Source organism: Siphonobacter curvatus, from assembly GCF_002943425.1.
GTDB lineage: Bacteria > Bacteroidota > Bacteroidia > Cytophagales > Spirosomataceae > Siphonobacter > Siphonobacter curvatus.
The window spans coordinates 2,262,884-2,279,053 of the sequence record NZ_PTRA01000001.1; the positions used below are offsets into that span (position 1 = coordinate 2,262,884).

The window sequence follows — 16,170 nt, forward strand, 5'->3', positions numbered from 1 at the left end:
TCAATAATTTATAAGCAGCCGATTTTTATACGTGAATTCAGCTTTCTTTGCTTTCAAGACCTATTCGTTCAACGAACCCAGCGTACGCTGCATTACATCTTTCCATGAGGTTTCTTTATCTGGCCAGTACCGTTTTACTGGTATCCATCATCTGGCTTACCATTAACAAGTATCGCGATCTGGCATCGCCGGGAGCTTATACCGAACCGGATCATCTCGAAGAGCTACTCGCTGACGTCAAAAAAAAGTTACCCCCCGGTGCTAGCCTCGGTATGAAAGCGAATGTTGCTCCCGACCGGGTTGACATGCTTTATTTTAAATCAACGCTGGTGTTAGCCCCTATGGTAGTTGAGCTGGCCGAAAGGGATACCATGCTCATCCTTGAAGAACCCGGACTCCCCCCCCTTGCTCTGGATAACTACGAACGTATCGTTAGTGGGGGCAATCAAGAGTTAACCTATCGTGTAGTACACCTGAAACGTTAATATGTTAATCTTTGCCTGTATTGCTGCCACCATCATTGCTTTTATTGAGGTCAGCTCTTTTTTGCATAAAGGAGACCGATCACGGGGAGGTTTAAGCTATCCCTTTGCTTTTGCCCTGCTGCTTGCCCTGGTCGGTTATACCTATTATCTGAGTTTAGTCGCTTCTATTCCTTACCCGTTCGTATTAGCCGGACTCGTCGTTGTTCCTGGAATAGCCCTTGCCTTATACGCAGTCCGCCACCACGATCGCTCCTTGTCGTTACCAACATTCGAACGGCCAGGCCGGGTGCTTCTTCTGCTCGTCGGGCTGTTGGCGGCCACACTACCGTTCAACAAGCAAATCTATCGCTGGGGCGATTGGGACGCGTGGGCCATATGGAACCTTCATGCCAAATACCTTTTCTATCCCGAATACTGGACTAATTTATTCACCAACAAGTTAGTCAAAACGCATCCGGATTACCCGCTGATGCTGCCATCGCTGGTAGCGTATATGTGGAGAGGTGTGGAGACGGCAACGCCGCTGGCTCCGATGATTTTGGCTCATCTGGTCTACTTTGCCATTCCGGTAACGGTATTTCTCGGACTGACCCGCTTCAACTATGTGTTTCCGGCGATTGTCGCTCTGTGTGTGTTTGCCCTGGATACTAAATTCATCGAGATTGCCCGCTCGCAGTATTCTGATACCCTGCTGGCCTTTTTCATTCTCATTGCGTTTGTGATGTACAAGGAAGCACAACACGGAATCGACCGACGGCTGTTTTTTCTATTGGGCTTCATCGCCGGTAGTACAACCTGGATAAAAAATGAAGGAGCATTGTTTTTCCTGACGTTCTCGTTCGCGGTACTTTGCTTTCATTTCAGAAACTTCAGAACGATTCTGCATTACGCGGCGGGTGCGTTGATCCCGTTTCTTATCCTGGTCCACTTTAAGGTGGTGTACGCTCCCGCCAATGACCTGATTCACGCAGGTCGAGGTACCGATCTGCTGGATCTAATTGGCAATCCGGATCGCTACGGGTTGATCATTACCTATTTCTTTAGAACCGGTTTTATGTATTATTCAGTAATACTTGTTTTACTGACTTTGCTGCTCGTAAAGAAAATCGCCTTTGTGAAGTCCCTGCCAATGCTAGTCGTAGGCTTACTACTTTCGGGTTATTTTGTGATTTACCTCACTACGCCGAATGACCTGGAATGGCACCTCAGTCAGTCTATTGAACGTCTGTTTCACCATATCTATCCGGCCTGCCTGTATCTGCTTCTTTTAAAAATAAGTACACAATCGCCCGGATTTAAAACCGTCACGATTTGACTAGAAAAGGATACTGCAATAAAAAAGAGAAAGCTGCGTTTGAGCTTTCTCTTTTTTATTGCGGTAAAACCAAAATCAGCGTTTATAATCATCGATGTGAATCACCCTATACGCACAAATAGCTCTGAATATCAACATTATATTTTTGACAGGTGCCTGTAAGAAAAGCTGTCATGTTAAGGTATTTACCAAGCAATGTGATCTGTTTCAGGATTTATCTCTTCGCTAAAGAATTTTCCGGTAGGCCCATCATTGTCAATCAAAGCATATTTTACTATTCGTTTTCCCGCATCTTCTACTTTACCTGTTCCAATGTGATTACCAAAATCTGTATCTGTATAACCAGGACAAACCGCATTTACTTTGAAGACAGTATCCTTCAACTCATAAGCCAGATGGACTGTAAACATATTCAGTGCCGTTTTTGAAGAATTATAGGCGAACAATTTCACCTTATAAAATTGATAATCCGGGTCACTGTGCAACGTTAAGGAGCCTAAGCTTGAACTCACATTCACGATACGTGGTTCATTTGATTTTTTCAATAAATCAATAAAATTCTGAGTAACGCTTATAGCACCGTACACATTTGTTTCATACACTTCCTTTAAAACGTCAATGCTCACATCCGATGCCGATTGAGGAAAGTTTCCCAAAATTCCCGCATTGTTTATCAGAACGTCTAATTTCCCTTGTTCTTTTTCAATAATCCTTTTTGCCGACAAAATTGTTTCGGGATCAGTCACATCCAGTACAACTGCTTTCACATTTTGAAACCCATTCTTATTTAGGTCTTTTACAGCTTCATTTCCTTTTTCTTTATTACGACTACCCAGATAAACAAACAATCCGTTTTGTAGCAGTAATTTGGCTGTTTCAAGTCCAATACCTTTATTACCACCTGTAATTAATGCTGTTTTCATTTAAAGGTTTAATTTGTTGCGTTACAAAGTAACATCAACTAAACATGAAAACATTTCACATATGTGAAAAAGCAATCAACGAATACTTTTTCTTACTCTGCTCAAAGATTGCTGCCTGATTCCCAAATAAGAAGCAACATACGACAATGGAATACGATTGACTATATTAGGATATTTATGAAGAAAAGACAGGTAACGTTCCGTTGCATCCTGGGAAACTAAAGGACTTCGTCTGTCGAGTTTTTCAGTTTTGTGCTTGGTAATTATCTTTTGAATGATGCCATTCCAACAAGCGATATTATCGGAAATATCTATCCAATCTTTTTTCGAAAAAACGACGAGTTTACAATCTGTAATCGCTTGTAAGTTTGCAACAGGAATAAAACTTCCGTCTGAATTTTCCCAATCTGTAATTAAATGATTTTCTTCAATAAAGTAACTGGTAACCTCTTCCCCCTTATGGTTGTAATCATAAACACGCAACACCCCTTCCGTGATAAAACCAACATGTTTTGAAGCCTTTCCAATCTCCCAAAAATGTTCATCTTTGAGAAGTACGGACGCTGTTGCCTTACTTTCCACATAGGCAATTTGTGGTTGAGTTAAGTTACCATTGTTCAACAAAAAATCTATAAACTCTTTCATTTTCCAAAGTTAACCATTGTCTTTTTAAAATCCCTTGTACTAAAAAGCAGTGAGTTATCAGGTTGATTGGTTTGGCCAAAAGACTTCTTCGCCTGCTTGTCAGGCAAGACCAAATATGTATTTATTAGCATAGCGGGCGTAACCTTTTCGGACTGGGCTTGCAGCATCATAAAGCGTCTTTGAAGAGGTGACCAAACGGTAGAATGTATCTTGATTAAGAAGAACCTGCTTTTTTGCTAAGTATGCTGAGAGTCCATGTAGTTTAAACAAAAAAGGCACACTTGCGTGTGCCTTTCGTGATTCCGCTGGGATTCGAACCCAGGACCCATACATTAAAAGTGTATTGCTCTACCAGCTGAGCTACAGAATCGGTACTTTCTAACAAATAGAGGATTAAAACAAACTTCGGATGGTAACGAAGAGACGCTAAAAAGCGTTGATTTTAACTCTAAACTGTTTTGGTGATTCCGCTGGGATTCGAACCCAGGACCCATACATTAAAAGTGTATTGCTCTACCAGCTGAGCTACAGAATCGGTACTTTCTAACAAATAGAGGATTAAAACAAACTTCGGATGGTAACGAAGAGACGCTAAAAAGCGTTGATTTTAACTCTAAACTGTTTTGGTGATTCCGCTGGGATTCGAACCCAGGACCCATACATTAAAAGTGTATTGCTCTACCAGCTGAGCTACAGAATCATTATCTTTGCTTGACAGAAAATCTTTCCGTTTTTGCGAGTGCAAAAGTAGTGTTATCAGCAGCCGAACGCAAGTGTTACGACTTAAAAATTTACATTTCTCTATCTTTTTTTTCTTTGCCAGCCTGCAACTGTCTGCTGCTCAGAACGTCGCACAACGACTTATTCACGCCGATTCTCTGTTCGAAATTCATAGTTTTCGGAAAGCAACCCTGGCCTACGAACAAATTCTGAAGACTTCGCCCCGAATTTCTCCAACTATTTATTTAAAACTGGCTTATCTCTACGAACAAAAAAAAGATTGGCTTCAGGTACAATACTACCTCAACCTGTACTACGAACAGATTCCGGACGAACGCGTACTGCGAAAAATGAATGAGATTGCCCGCGACCAAGGCTGGAAAGGATACGAGCTGGATGACTTTAATTTGCTCATTCTACTCTTCAAACAGTACTCGGGCTATCTCATTGGACTATTCCTTGTCATCGGGGTGTACGTTTTTGCCGTTTTACTCAGTAAACGAGTCAAGCATCAGTACATTCCCTTCCGACATAAAATGATCTTCTTTTTCTACTGGGCGGGCGTTGCTCTCTTAGTTAATCTGCCGGGCCGTTACCGACAGGCCATCATTCGGAAAGAGGGTTCGATTCTTCGGAGTGACCCTTCAGCGGCAGCCCCCCCGACCGAGATCGTTAAAGAAGGTCACCGCCTGAAAGTGGTCGGAAAATCGGATATCTGGTACCAGGTACTCTGGGAAAATCAGCTTGTATACGTCAAATCCTCCGATGTCTGGATTGTCCGCTAGCGTTTTCGCAGGGGTGAATTCTCTTCCTTGGCTAATTCGTTGTAGACCATGGTATCCATAAACTTTGGGAAAAGCTTATTCAGCCATACCGTGAGCTTACCCTGCGAGGTCAGAATCAACTCCCGTTTGCGTTGAACGATGGCTTTGTAGATACGAGCAGCCACTTCCTCCGCCGACATCATTTTTGCTTCATTCCGCATCGTCTCTCCCATTTTCTGCCCATCTTTTCCCAGCGAGGCGACGCGAATATTCGAAGCTGTAAAGCCCGGCGAGGCCGTTAGTACGTGTACGCCGGAATGCAGTAATTCGGTACGTAAAGCTTCCAGGAAGCCATTCAGGGCAAACTTTGAAGCCGAGTACCCTACGCGTACCGGCAAACCCCGATACCCCGCGATAGACGAAATGCCTACGATACTGCCTTTGCTCTTGAGCAGGTGCGGCAAAGCCGCTTTGGTTGCGTAGACACTGCCGAAGAAATTAATATCCATGACTTTACGGATGACTTCAGGATCAAGATCTTCGAACATGGCCCGCATCGAAATACCAGCGTTGTTGATCAGTACATCGAGCTGACCAAACTGAGTCATAACTGCTGCTATTACGGCTTCGTTGTCTGCCTGCATGCTAACGTCAGAAACCAGACTCAGGTAGGTGATGCCTTCGTTTCTCAGCAGTATTTCGACTTCGGCTAATTTTCCGGCATCCCGACCCGTGATCACTACTTTACTACCTTTTCTGCCAAATTCCACCGCTAATGCTTTGCCAATCCCGGAAGAGCCGCCCGTAATCAGTACCACTTTATCTTTCATTGCCTTTTCGTTCAAAACTGCTAAAATACGGGTGGTTCTACACTTTAGATACGACCTACCCTACCGTAAGAGGTTCACCACCCCCTTAAACTGGCGTTTGGAATACTTTATGACGTAGTAGTACTGTCCAGTGGAGAAGTCTTCGCCCGTCCAGCGAAAATTGTGCTTGGTATCCCGGAAGACGCGTTTACCCCAGCGGTTAAAGATCTCGACGTACTGGAATTGCTCAATACAGTTATCCAGCGGCAGGTCGTCCACAGAAAAATGATCGTTTTTACCGTCGGCATTGGGCGTAAACACATTAGGAGGCAGAAACTCATAGTCTACCATCTGATCCCGAACTACCAGTTCCACCTTTACAGAATCGTACCGATTGGGATTGCAGGAGTTATCTTCGGTAATGAAGTCCACAATAAACGTTTTCTCGGGTAGACCTTCCATGAGTTCACAGGTTGGTATCCATTCGAACGGGCCACTCACCGTACCCGTACCCGACTGATCACTCCATTGCATGCCCGCTCCGCCCAAGGCAAAGCCCCTTCCCTGCCCCCGCAGTACCAAGGGATCTCGTTCTGGATCCTGAGCATTGACCTGAAAACGAATGGGTTGACCAGCGATTCCCTGTAGGGTTACAGTAGCCGTATTGCCGGGTAAGGTTGTTGCCACCGACGGGGGCTGACTAGGCCTTCCCGTGGTCGTTAACTCAACACTGACGGAATCCGTCAGGTTACGACCACAGCGAAGATCGATGACGTAGAAATCAACGATGTACGGTTCCCGTCGTACGGCCGCACAGGGTAAGGTCCAACTAAAGGGTGAACGAGCTTTCCCCAGTCCTTGGGAGGGTGTAAAGTTCATCCCTACACTAGCCAAAGAAAAACCACGACCCCGGGCCTCTAGCCGAATACTGTCCGGGTCCAGATCCAAACCGTCGATATTAAAATCAAGTTTCGTTCCTACCATCACCGTAGCCCGATTATTGGCTAGGGTCGTCGATACCTGTGGTTTCTGATTGGCTCTTGGCCGAACGAATACGCTGATCGTTAACGTATCGTGTTGCGGAAGGGGGCAGCTCTCATCACTGGCGATCACTTGAAAACGTAAGGGACGGCTATCAGCACTCTCGGCACATTCTCCCAGGCAGATTTGAGCCCGAGCCGTATCACTGCCCGTCGTCAGTGTCACTTGGGTGGGCGTAATGGTATACTGTAGCGGGTTCGGATGTAAGGCTTGTACCTTTAAATTCAAGCGGGAATTGGGGTCTTTGTCCGTAAAGAACAGGTCGATACACCGCTGCTCGCCCACCGTCATTTCCATAGTTTGGCCGGGTTTGTAAAATTCTTTTTTTCCCTGCTCACGAGCCATTACCACAGGAGGAGCACTCATGGGGCAGTCAATCACTTTCAATTGGAAATCCCGGCGAACCAGCCCAATGCGTTTCCCCGCCCGAAACTCCTCCACCATCACCGAAAACACGTGCAGTCCCAGTTGCGTAGCCGTTACTGACAGCTGCCCCGTACGCGGGTTGATAGTCAGCGGTGGATTCCCAATGATTGCCGTCGTCGCCGAAAATCCAGCCCCCCATGTGATGGCGGGGTACGACGAACTCGGCTGAGCCAATGGTCTAGGATTGACGGTGTTACTATACCCATTCAGTGGCGTAACGAGGGAATAACGCAGACTGTCTCCATCGGGATCAATGGCACTGAAATCGAAGGTAAAGGGACGATTCAGACAGATAAAATCCCCTTTTACGGTCGTAAATTGGGGAGAAGAGTTGACGTAGGGTCGACTATTCTGGTACAGCGGTGGCATTTCGAGGTAAAATACGGTAGCCGCATCCTGAGGTCGTACGATGTTGGTAATAATGTTGTTCCGACAGCAGCGTTCCCAGACGATGTAATAGCCCTGCGGATCATCAAATTCCTGTTGTCGGAAAATGACGTCGGAGCTGTAGCGAATGAGTCGCGTACGCAGCGACGCTCCCGCCGACGTACAGAGCGGATTGCTGTAGGGAATCAGAGCACTGGCTACCCGGGGCATTTCCAGATCACCCATTCGGGCATTATCGCGTTTGCGGAAAACCGAAATCACTACGGTTAAATCATTGGCTCCGGGTTGGCCGTTAATGTCATCGAAGTACAAATTTAGCGAGATGCGGTGTGTAGCTCCGTTGATACTGCTTCTCAGTGATTCAAATTGCAATTCCCCTCCCACAATGTGCGTAGCTCGGGCCAGCAGTACACTCCATACCAATAAAAAAGTCAGGTAAATTTTTTTCATAGTACAATAGGATCAATTACGGAATTTACGGTTTAGGGCTGAATCAGCAAAGAATCCGACGATGCGGGGACTGAAATAGCGTAGAGGCTCCGGAAAATGTCTAATTTTGTGGGATCAATGAGAAAGAAACAACAAAAAGCCCCGGTGATTCTGGAAAATCTCCGGGTTGAAGATTTTGCCGCCGAAGGAAAATGCCTGGCCCGTAACGATGGGCAGGTGATTTTCATTGAGGGAGAGGTAGCCCCCGGTGATCTGGTCGATGTTCGCATATATAAAACCAAGTCCAGCTTTCGGGAAGGCCGGGCTATTGCGGTACGAGAGTATTCTAACCTCCGCCAAACGCCCCGTTGTCAGCATTTTGGAACCTGTGGTGGCTGCAAATGGCAGCATGTACAGTACGAAACCCAACTGGATTTTAAGACCCGTCAGGTACGCGATTCGTTGGAACGACTGGCGAAAATTCCGCATCCGGGCATCCGGCCTATTATTGGTTCAGCCCACGAATATGGCTATCGGAATAAATTAGAATTCACTTTTTCGACCAACCGCTGGTATACAGATGCCGAGATTGCCTCGGGTGAGACGCTGGAGCGACGGGCGGCGGGTTTCCACATCCCTAAACGTTTCGATCGGATTCTGGATATTATGCAGTGTCATTTGCAGCCAGAACCCTCCAATGCGATTCGTCTGGCCATCAAGCATTACGCGGAAGAACGCGACTGGGCTTTCTATGACCTCATTAAGCACGAAGGATTCGTGCGTAACGTAGTCATCCGAACGGCCAGTACGGGACAGGTGATGGTGATTGTACAGTTTGGTCAACCCGACTGGGAAAAGATTGACGAACTGATGCGTTTTCTTCAGGAGCAGTTCCCAACGATCTCGTCCTTACACGTGGTCGTCAACCAAAAGGTCAATGATACCTTTCAGGATCAGGACATCATTCACATCGCCGGTACGCCGTACATTGAAGAATCCATGGAAGGGCTGATCTTCCGCGTTGGCCCCAAGTCTTTTTATCAGACGAATTCAGAACAGGCGTATGTCCTTTACAAAATAGCCCGCGATTTTGCTCAATTGAAAGGCGACGAGCTGGTTTACGATCTATACACAGGCACCGGAACAATTGCCAACTTTGTGGCTCACCAAGCCCGCAAAGTAGTAGGCATTGAGTACGTACCTTCGGCGGTTGAAGACGCCAAAATTAATTCCGAGATCAACGGTGTAGCGAACACTTCGTTCTACGCCGGAGACATGAAGAAGCTACTAAAACCTGATTTCTTCGCTGAACACGGCAAACCCGACGTGATCATCACCGATCCCCCACGAGCGGGCATGGATGCGGATGTAGTAGAAGCCATTCTGGAAGCCGCTCCCCAACGCATTGTTTACGTGAGCTGCAATCCGGCTACGCAAGCCCGCGATGTAGCAATGATGGCCGAGCAGTACGAAGTGAAAGCCGTACAACCGGTAGATATGTTCCCGCATACGCACCACGTAGAGAACGTCATGTGGCTGGAAAAGAAAAGTGTATAAATGAAGAAGGGCCTAATAGTTAGGCCCTTCTTCATTTATACAGATACCTGATCGTTTGATCTGTTTCAGCCCTACCGCTTCGGGCTTGAGACGTTTATGTAGGATTAATTTAATAAATTAGCCCGATCATCCGTCAGTCCTTAAATAAGCACCGTAACGTGCGGTACTCATGAAACGTATTTTACGTATCCTTACCCAATTGAATCTGAATACCATTCGATTCAATTTCAAGTATTTGCCCTTTAGTCAAGCCATTCGTTTTCCGGTTTTCGTTGCCAAGCAAGTGTATCTGAGTAATCTCCAGGGTGAGATAAAAATTGAAGGACATGTATGGCCTGGAAAGATAAAAATTGGCTACGGTGAAATTGGAATATTTGATAAGCAAAAATCCCGCTCTATTTGGCAAGTTGCCGGTAAAGTAGTCTTCAAAGGAGCCTGTAATCTTGGACACGGATCTAAAATTTCCGTAGGTGATTACGGCGAAGTTATTTTTGGAGAAAATTTTTCAATCACGGCCGAAAGTTCTCTGATCTGTTACAAAAAAATTACGTTTGGATCCGCTTGTGTACTTTCATGGGATATACTTCTCATGGATACCGACCTTCATTCCATTTATAATGCTCAGGGTGAACTTATCAATGCTCCCAAAGAAATTAGTGTAGGTGATCACGTCTGGATTGGCTGTCGGTGTACCATTTTAAAAGGAGCCCGGATTGGTTCTAATAGCATCGTCGCCGCGGGGACAACCATTAACAAAACGCTTCTCAACGAAAACGTCATTTTAGGTGGAAGCCCTGTTCGGGTGTTAAAAGAAGAGGTCTCCTGGCAGGTATAAATGGTCATACATTCACTTTTCCGTATTTGCGGGAAGCAATCTGTACTATTTCCCGAATGTCATGGTCTTTGATAAAGAACCATTGCAATACCATGTACATAACCACACTCCCACTGACTGTAACGACTAATACAGTTAGGGTATCTTCTGTGTACAGGTAGGTCAGATTACGGATGCCAAAAAAGAGAAATCCAACGAGGACGTTTTGTAACAGGAGTTTCCAGGGAAACGTTAGTTTAATTAATCGCTGGGAAAAAATAAACAACAGTAGCGTGACGATACTTTCGGTCAGCACCGTACTGATGGCACTGCCGATGTGATGGTAAATGGGAATCAGGATTAAATTGAAAACTACGCAGACCGCTACACCCGCCAGCGAAGCAAACATGATGTATTTCTCTTTATTAAGCGGAATTAGAATTTGGTAGTAGATCTGAGCCAGGCTAATAATAATCACAACACTCGCCAGAATTTTCAGTGATAAAGCGGCTTCGGCAAATTCTTTCCCCGAAATCAACATGACCAATTCTTTCGATAAACAAATGATTCCTAGGGCCAGCGGAACACTGATTAAGAGCGAAAAACGGAGGGCTTTATTCAATAAAAGGGTTGCTTCATCCCGTTTGTTTTCGTTCAGTAAATTGGATAACCGAGGTAATAACACGCCCACTAAAGAGCCAATGATTATTAAAAATAACTTACTGATTTTCAGTGAAGCTGCGTAAAAAGCAACCTGCATACGCGTCGAAAAGAATCCTAATAAAACGGTATCCATCAACACGTACAGACTGGTAATAATCGTAATGGAGAGGAGAACCAGTAATTGCTTGATATGCGGAACCAGCAATAGATTTTTCCATCTAAAGTTTACGTATCTTCTTGCGAAGTACATATTGATGATTGCTGTAACTACCAGACTGAATAAATTAATTCCGTAGTAGATGGACTTGTCATCCGGACTTTTAACAAACAGGAATAATAAGGCAATACAGAAAACCCGTATGGCTAGTGATCGAAAAACGATCAGTTTAAAATTCTCATTACCAGTAAATAGCCATTCGATGGTAAATACGTTACTGATCACAAAGCCAATTCCGATTTTACAGAGTGTTAAGTCCGTGTGGAGCTTGGCGACGTTGATGGCCAGCAGCCAGTAAAGCAGAGCCATCATCATCGAAATCAAGAAATGGATTGTTAATAGCTCCGAAAAGAGCTTGCTCATTTTTTCCTTGTCCTGCCTTACTTTAGCAATTTCGCGTACGCCGTAAATAGGAATGCCCAGAGCACTGAATAGCATAAAGTACTGCGTAAGATTCTCAACAAAACTTACCGATCCCATCCCTTCCGGAAGCAACACGCGGGAAGCGTACGGAAAGGTGATCAGCGGCAATAGTAACTGGCTTGCTGAGAGCAAGAAATTATAAATAAAATTCTTTCCAATTGTACGATCCATAGGCTGGGTTAGCGAATATCGAGCTGCATAAGCGAATCCTAGCACTAAAAGTACTGAAAAGTTTACAGGAATTTTTCAAAATCCCTAACCCATTTTGCTGGATTTTTCTCAAGCGTACGTAAGTATTAGTTACTAATCGTTTGCATTGGTCATAAAAAAGGCCAGTGAGTGCAATAGACAATCACTGGCCTTTAGCTGTAATAAGCTGATAGTTAGAAGGGTACGTCGCCCATATTAGTACTGAAACTACCAAATTCGCCCGGTGGAGGGCTTTGCGTCTGCTGATTGACCTTGCTACCAAACGTCTTTGCCGGAGCTTGACTCTCAAAGGATCCAATCGAGTCACTAGTTTCTACAGTATTGAAACGCGGAGCCTCGATCATTGAGAAATCGCCCCCGCCCAGATCCGCAAACTTGGTAAACTTATTAATGAATCGGAGTTGTACCGTTTCCGTCGAACCCGAACGGTTTTTACCAATGATTACTTCCCCTACGCCAGTAGTTGCCTGACCGTTCTCATCCTGCGTGATCCCGTAGTATTCGGGTCGGTAGAGGAACATAACCATATCGGCATCCTGCTCGATGGAGCCCGATTCCCGTAAATCCGAAAGCTGGGGCTTCTTTTCTCCACCCCGCGTTTCTACGGCCCGGCTCAACTGCGACAGGGCGATCACGGGTACGTTCAATTCCTTGGCCAAGTTTTTCAGAGCCCGCGAAATCGAGGCAATTTCCTGTTCACGGTTTCCGCCACCTTTGCTACTATCGCCCTGCATCAATTGAAGGTAATCGATGACGACTAGCTGAATGTCGTGTTGTTGTTTCAGACGGCGGCACTTGGCTCGCAATTCCAAAATGGAGAGAGCGGGCGTATCGTCAATAAAAATCGGAGCCGAGTTCAGTTTACCAATTCGGGCGTGCAACTGAGCCCACTCGTGATTAGCCAGACTTCCTTTCTTGATTTTTTCGCTTTCGATCTCCGCCTCCGCTGAGATCAAACGATTCACCAGCTGCACGGAAGACATCTCCAGCGAGAAAATAGCCACGGCCTGATTCCAGTCGACCGCAGCATTCCGGCAAGCGGACAGAATAAAGGCCGTTTTCCCCATGGCCGGACGAGCCGCGATAATAATTAATTCGGATTTCTGCCAACCGCCCGTTACGCGGTCCAGAGCCGTAAAGCCGGACGCTACGCCCGTTAAACCATCCTGCAGGTGTTTCTTGGCTTCGAGTTCTTCCAGAGCCTGTTTGACAACCGCATTCATGTCCGAGAAATTTTTCCGAATGTTCGATTCAGAAATACGGAACAAGTCTTGTTCGGCTTTATCAAGCAGATTGAATACGTCGGTGGTATCCTCGTAAGCCAGCTTGAGTACTTCATTGGACGAAGTAATCAAATCCCGCTTAATGGAATTCTCGGCAATTTTTCGAGCGTACGCTTCCACGTTCGCTGCCGAGCTGATCCGGCTGGTAAGCTCGGCCAGGTAGGCCGATCCCCCCGAAAATTCGAGCGTACCGTCATTCCGCAAGCGTTGCGTTACCGTTAACAAGTCAACGGGTTCGGAATTATTAAAGAGCGTGAGTACCGCCGAAAAAATCTTTTGGTGGGCTTCGCGATAAAAACTTTCCGGCTTCAGGATGTCCACGACGTTGGTCAGAGCATCCCGTTCCAGCATAACCGCTCCCAACACGGCTTCCTCCAAATCAACGGATTGCGGGGGTATCTTTCCTAAGCCCGTATCCAGCCAGCGATTACCGTTGGCAAGTCCTCCTACTGAAGTCGTTGGTTTTCTTGCAGTTATGTTTTTTCGTTTATCGTCCATACTTACAATGTTACGCAAAAAGAGGGTCTAATTTGCAGGATGGTCCTGCATTTTTTTATGCGAAATCGATAACTTCCTGATACTGAAAATTGAACGAAAGAGCGGCTTTACTGGTTTTAAAAAAATAACAAATAAGCCTGCAAATCGTTAGAAAAAAAGATTACTTTGGGCAAAGAAACGATTCACAAAACCTCTTCATAGTTTGATCGAAAAAACCATCACACTCGACGAAGTTTCCTTAGTTGATTTTTTAGGCGTCGAGAATACGAATATCCGGGAGCTCTCAGCAGCTTTCCCGATGAGTAAAATTATTTCGCGGGGTAACGAAATTACCATTCGCGGTACTTCGTCAGAAATCAATCGCATCACCGAAATTCTGGAGTCACTCCAGCAGCATTATTTACGTTACGGGAAGATTACCTCCGACAACGTAAAATCTTACCTCAATCAGACCGAGGACGAGCCAGTAACCACCGCTGCTCCAACGGACGATGACGTGTTTCTCTACGGAAACAAAGGCGTCGTTATTCGTATGAAAACGGCCAACCAGTTGGCGATGGTCGAAGCAGCTGCTAAACACGACATTGTGTTTGCGGTAGGTCCGGCGGGTACGGGTAAAACGTATACGGCCGTCGCTATTGCTGTAAAAGCTCTCAAGAACAAGGAAGTACGTAAAATCATTATCACTCGCCCGGCCGTAGAAGCCGGTGAAAATCTAGGCTTTCTACCGGGAGACTTGAAAGAGAAAATTGATCCGTACCTGCGACCGATCTACGATGCTCTGGATGATATGATTCCGGCTGAAAAGCTGAAACTGTACATTGAGAACCGGACCATCGAAATTGCTCCGCTGGCCTACATGCGGGGTCGTACCCTTAACAACGCTTTTATTTTGTTGGATGAGGCTCAGAATACGACAACGATGCAGTTGAAGATGTTCCTGACGCGGATGGGTCCTACGTCGAAGACCATTATTACGGGTGACCGGACCCAGGTGGATCTCCCGACTAAAATGAAATCAGGACTTAGTGAAGCCCTGGGCATTTTGGATGGAGTACCTGGTATTGGTTTTATTCAACTCGATGGCCGGGACGTGGTTCGCCACAAGCTGGTTCGTCTGATTATTGAAGCCTACGAAAAGTCGGAAGCTACGCATGAGTCCAGAAAATAAACAATCTTATTATTTCTGTAAAAAGCCGCTCTTATGCGGCTTTTTGCTTTGCCTGCTCAGTATCTCCACTACCTGGGCCCAACGCGTACGGGACTGTGCGTTTTCCCCCGTTTACCAGCAACACGTACAAAAAATCAAGGGGGCGGCCGTACGGCGACAGGCTTTTGAGGATTCCATTCAGGCCTTTGTTGAGCAACGAAAAAACCGAGGTGGCCGTACGGCGGACCGGATCATCCGGATTCCGGTGGTCGTTCACATCATTCATAATACGGCGGATTCAAACCGAATCGGTGGAACGGGTAATGCCAATATTTCAGTAGCCCAGATTGAATCACAAATTCGGGTGCTTAATGAAGATTATCGTCGGCAGGAAGGTACGCGGGGCTATAATACCAATCCTGTGGGAGCGGATATGGAAATTGAGTTTTACCTGGCCAACCGCGATCCGAATGGGAATCCTACCAACGGAATCGTTCGTCGCTACCGAAATCAGGCCGTTTATAACATTCAGTCCGACCTTGAAACCGTTAGTGCCCTTAGCTACTGGCCTTCCAATCGCTATTTGAACATTTGGGTCTTGCCGGATATTCGTAACTATCTTGGTTACGGGCAGTTTCCAGCTTCTACAGCCGTGGAGGGACTAGATGCGTACTACGAAGATTTCCCGCAAACCGACGGCGTATTCATCGCTCACCAATATTTTGGGGATACGGGCAATCTGGCCGACGAAGCCTACAGTTATGGCCGTACGCTCACGCACGAAGTCGGTCACTGGCTGGGTTTAATTCATACCTGGGGCGATGAGTACTGCGGAACGGATTACTGTGATGATACGCCACCAACCGAGTCGGCGAACAACACGCGGTTTTGTAATGATCGGTATTCGACCTGCGTAAGCGGTCAGAGCACCCGCAACATGATCGAGAATTTTCTCGACTACTCGCCCGACGCCTGCATGAATACCTTTACACTGGATCAGAAAAATCGGGTACGGGCGGTACTGGAACTGAGTCCGCGTCGTCGGCAACTGGTAGCTACTACGAATTTGCTCGAAGAAACCGAAAAACTGGTGCTGAAGGTATACAATCACCCTATCCGAACCCAGACCATCACCTTTGAAGCGACCTTCAAGGGCATTCAACCCATTGAGTATTCGCTCTTGGATCTACAGGGCCATGTAGTATACTCGGCCCGTCAAAGCAGTCAGCCCAGCAGTATATTTTCGATTTCGGGGGTACATTTAGCCCCTGCCGTATATGTCCTGCGTTTTACCGCTGGAACTGAGACCCATAGTACGCGTCTTGTGGTGCAGTAACCGTTACCTCAAATACTCACCTTTCCTTTGTACCGCGTGGGTACGAATTCCATCTTTGGGCATACCTCTTTGTTG

At 46.1% G+C, this 16,170-nt stretch carries 13 protein-coding genes and 3 tRNA genes; 7 read left to right on the forward strand and 9 right to left on the reverse strand.

The window, feature by feature from the left end; translation table 11 throughout:
- The first annotated feature begins 104 nt into the window (after positions 1 to 104).
- Both C5O19_RS09335 and C5O19_RS09340 read left to right on the forward strand, forming a co-directional pair.
- Positions 105 to 485 carry a hypothetical protein gene (locus tag C5O19_RS09335; protein WP_102199758.1) on the forward strand — a complete coding sequence of 127 codons (381 nt, stop codon included), beginning with the start codon at positions 105 to 107 and terminating at the stop codon, positions 483 to 485.
- 1 nt (position 486) lies between these two features.
- Positions 487 to 1,800 carry a hypothetical protein gene (locus tag C5O19_RS09340; RefSeq protein ID WP_104711572.1) on the forward strand — a complete coding sequence of 438 codons (1,314 nt, stop codon included), beginning with the start codon at positions 487 to 489 and terminating at the stop codon, positions 1,798 to 1,800.
- A 185-nt stretch (positions 1,801 to 1,985) separates the two neighbouring features.
- On the opposite strand, the gene C5O19_RS09345 is transcribed toward C5O19_RS09340, so the two are convergent.
- The 5 genes from C5O19_RS09345 to C5O19_RS09365 form a co-directional block, all read right to left on the reverse strand.
- Positions 1,986 to 2,723 carry an SDR family oxidoreductase gene (locus tag C5O19_RS09345; protein WP_104711573.1) on the reverse strand — a complete coding sequence of 246 codons (738 nt, stop codon included), beginning with the start codon at positions 2,721 to 2,723 and terminating at the stop codon, positions 1,986 to 1,988.
- Between the two features lie 75 nt (positions 2,724 to 2,798).
- The gene (locus C5O19_RS09350) at positions 2,799 to 3,368 is read right to left on the reverse strand and encodes a Crp/Fnr family transcriptional regulator (protein ID WP_104711575.1); all 570 of its coding nucleotides are present in this window, start codon (positions 3,366 to 3,368) and stop codon (positions 2,799 to 2,801) included.
- Between the two features lie 297 nt (positions 3,369 to 3,665).
- A tRNA-Lys gene (locus C5O19_RS09355) sits at positions 3,666 to 3,738 on the reverse strand.
- An 89-nt stretch (positions 3,739 to 3,827) separates the two neighbouring features.
- Positions 3,828 to 3,903 (reverse strand) — tRNA-Lys (locus C5O19_RS09360).
- Positions 3,904 to 3,992: 89 nt separating this feature from the next.
- Positions 3,993 to 4,068: transfer RNA gene (locus tag C5O19_RS09365), tRNA-Lys, on the reverse strand.
- 73 nt (positions 4,069 to 4,141) lie between these two features.
- Between C5O19_RS09365 and C5O19_RS09370 the strand changes: the two genes are divergently transcribed.
- The gene (locus tag C5O19_RS09370; protein WP_104711576.1) at positions 4,142 to 4,873 is read left to right on the forward strand and encodes an SH3 domain-containing protein; all 732 of its coding nucleotides are present in this window, start codon (positions 4,142 to 4,144) and stop codon (positions 4,871 to 4,873) included.
- Here the strand turns inward: C5O19_RS09370 and C5O19_RS09375 are convergent.
- Positions 4,870 to 5,682 (reverse strand): SDR family oxidoreductase, encoded by an 813-nt coding sequence (locus tag C5O19_RS09375; RefSeq protein WP_104711578.1) that lies wholly within the window; start codon positions 5,680 to 5,682, stop codon positions 4,870 to 4,872. The two genes, C5O19_RS09370 and C5O19_RS09375, sit on opposite strands and share 4 nt — an antisense overlap.
- A 60-nt stretch (positions 5,683 to 5,742) precedes the next feature.
- On the reverse strand, positions 5,743 to 7,965 hold the full coding sequence (locus tag C5O19_RS09380; protein WP_104711580.1) for a T9SS type B sorting domain-containing protein: 2,223 nt from the start codon (positions 7,963 to 7,965) through the stop codon (positions 5,743 to 5,745).
- 117 nt (positions 7,966 to 8,082) lie between these two features.
- On the opposite strand from C5O19_RS09380, the gene rlmD reads away from it, so the two are divergent.
- Together rlmD and C5O19_RS09390 are read left to right on the forward strand one after the other, a co-directional pair.
- Positions 8,083 to 9,501: a 23S rRNA (uracil(1939)-C(5))-methyltransferase RlmD gene (gene rlmD, locus C5O19_RS09385; protein ID WP_104711581.1), complete on the forward strand. Its 1,419-nt coding sequence runs from the start codon at positions 8,083 to 8,085 to the stop codon at positions 9,499 to 9,501.
- Positions 9,502 to 9,670: 169 nt separating this feature from the next.
- Positions 9,671 to 10,336 (forward strand): acyltransferase, encoded by a 666-nt coding sequence (locus C5O19_RS09390; RefSeq protein ID WP_104711583.1) that lies wholly within the window; start codon positions 9,671 to 9,673, stop codon positions 10,334 to 10,336.
- A 4-nt stretch (positions 10,337 to 10,340) separates the two neighbouring features.
- Here C5O19_RS09390 and C5O19_RS09395 read toward each other — a convergent pair whose 3' ends face one another.
- Positions 10,341 to 11,789 (reverse strand): flippase, encoded by a 1,449-nt coding sequence (locus C5O19_RS09395; RefSeq protein ID WP_104711584.1) that lies wholly within the window; start codon positions 11,787 to 11,789, stop codon positions 10,341 to 10,343.
- 212 nt (positions 11,790 to 12,001) lie between these two features.
- Positions 12,002 to 13,609, reverse strand: a complete 1,608-nt coding sequence (gene dnaB / locus C5O19_RS09400; protein ID WP_104711586.1) for a replicative DNA helicase — start codon at positions 13,607 to 13,609, stop codon at positions 12,002 to 12,004.
- Between the two features lie 202 nt (positions 13,610 to 13,811).
- On the opposite strand from dnaB, the gene C5O19_RS09405 reads away from it, so the two are divergent.
- Both C5O19_RS09405 and C5O19_RS09410 read left to right on the forward strand, forming a co-directional pair.
- The gene (locus tag C5O19_RS09405; RefSeq protein ID WP_104711588.1) at positions 13,812 to 14,780 is read left to right on the forward strand and encodes a PhoH family protein; all 969 of its coding nucleotides are present in this window, start codon (positions 13,812 to 13,814) and stop codon (positions 14,778 to 14,780) included.
- On the forward strand, positions 14,764 to 16,095 hold the full coding sequence (locus C5O19_RS09410) for a zinc metalloprotease (RefSeq protein WP_104711590.1): 1,332 nt from the start codon (positions 14,764 to 14,766) through the stop codon (positions 16,093 to 16,095). The genes C5O19_RS09405 and C5O19_RS09410 overlap by 17 nt, the downstream gene beginning before the upstream one ends.
- Positions 16,096 to 16,170: the final 75 nt, after the last annotated feature.

What these genes read in the sequence shown, in the direction of transcription:
- C5O19_RS09375 (WP_104711578.1), bottom strand. Translation starts at nt 5,682, where the DNA reads ATGAAAGATAAAGTGGTACTGATTACGGGCGGCTCTTCCGGGATTGGC.
- dnaB (WP_104711586.1), bottom strand. Translation starts at nt 13,609, where the DNA reads ATGGACGATAAACGAAAAAACATAACTGCAAGAAAACCAACGACTTCA.
- C5O19_RS09345 (WP_104711573.1), bottom strand. Translation starts at nt 2,723, where the DNA reads ATGAAAACAGCATTAATTACAGGTGGTAATAAAGGTATTGGACTTGAA.
- C5O19_RS09395 (WP_104711584.1), bottom strand. Translation starts at nt 11,789, where the DNA reads ATGGATCGTACAATTGGAAAGAATTTTATTTATAATTTCTTGCTCTCA.
- C5O19_RS09335 (WP_102199758.1), top strand. Translation starts at nt 105, where the DNA reads ATGAGGTTTCTTTATCTGGCCAGTACCGTTTTACTGGTATCCATCATC.
- C5O19_RS09350 (WP_104711575.1), bottom strand. Translation starts at nt 3,368, where the DNA reads ATGAAAGAGTTTATAGATTTTTTGTTGAACAATGGTAACTTAACTCAA.
- C5O19_RS09340 (WP_104711572.1), top strand. Translation starts at nt 487, where the DNA reads ATGTTAATCTTTGCCTGTATTGCTGCCACCATCATTGCTTTTATTGAG.
- rlmD (WP_104711581.1), top strand. Translation starts at nt 8,083, where the DNA reads ATGAGAAAGAAACAACAAAAAGCCCCGGTGATTCTGGAAAATCTCCGG.
- C5O19_RS09410 (WP_104711590.1), top strand. Translation starts at nt 14,764, where the DNA reads ATGAGTCCAGAAAATAAACAATCTTATTATTTCTGTAAAAAGCCGCTC.
- C5O19_RS09380 (WP_104711580.1), bottom strand. Translation starts at nt 7,965, where the DNA reads ATGAAAAAAATTTACCTGACTTTTTTATTGGTATGGAGTGTACTGCTG.
- C5O19_RS09390 (WP_104711583.1), top strand. Translation starts at nt 9,671, where the DNA reads ATGAAACGTATTTTACGTATCCTTACCCAATTGAATCTGAATACCATT.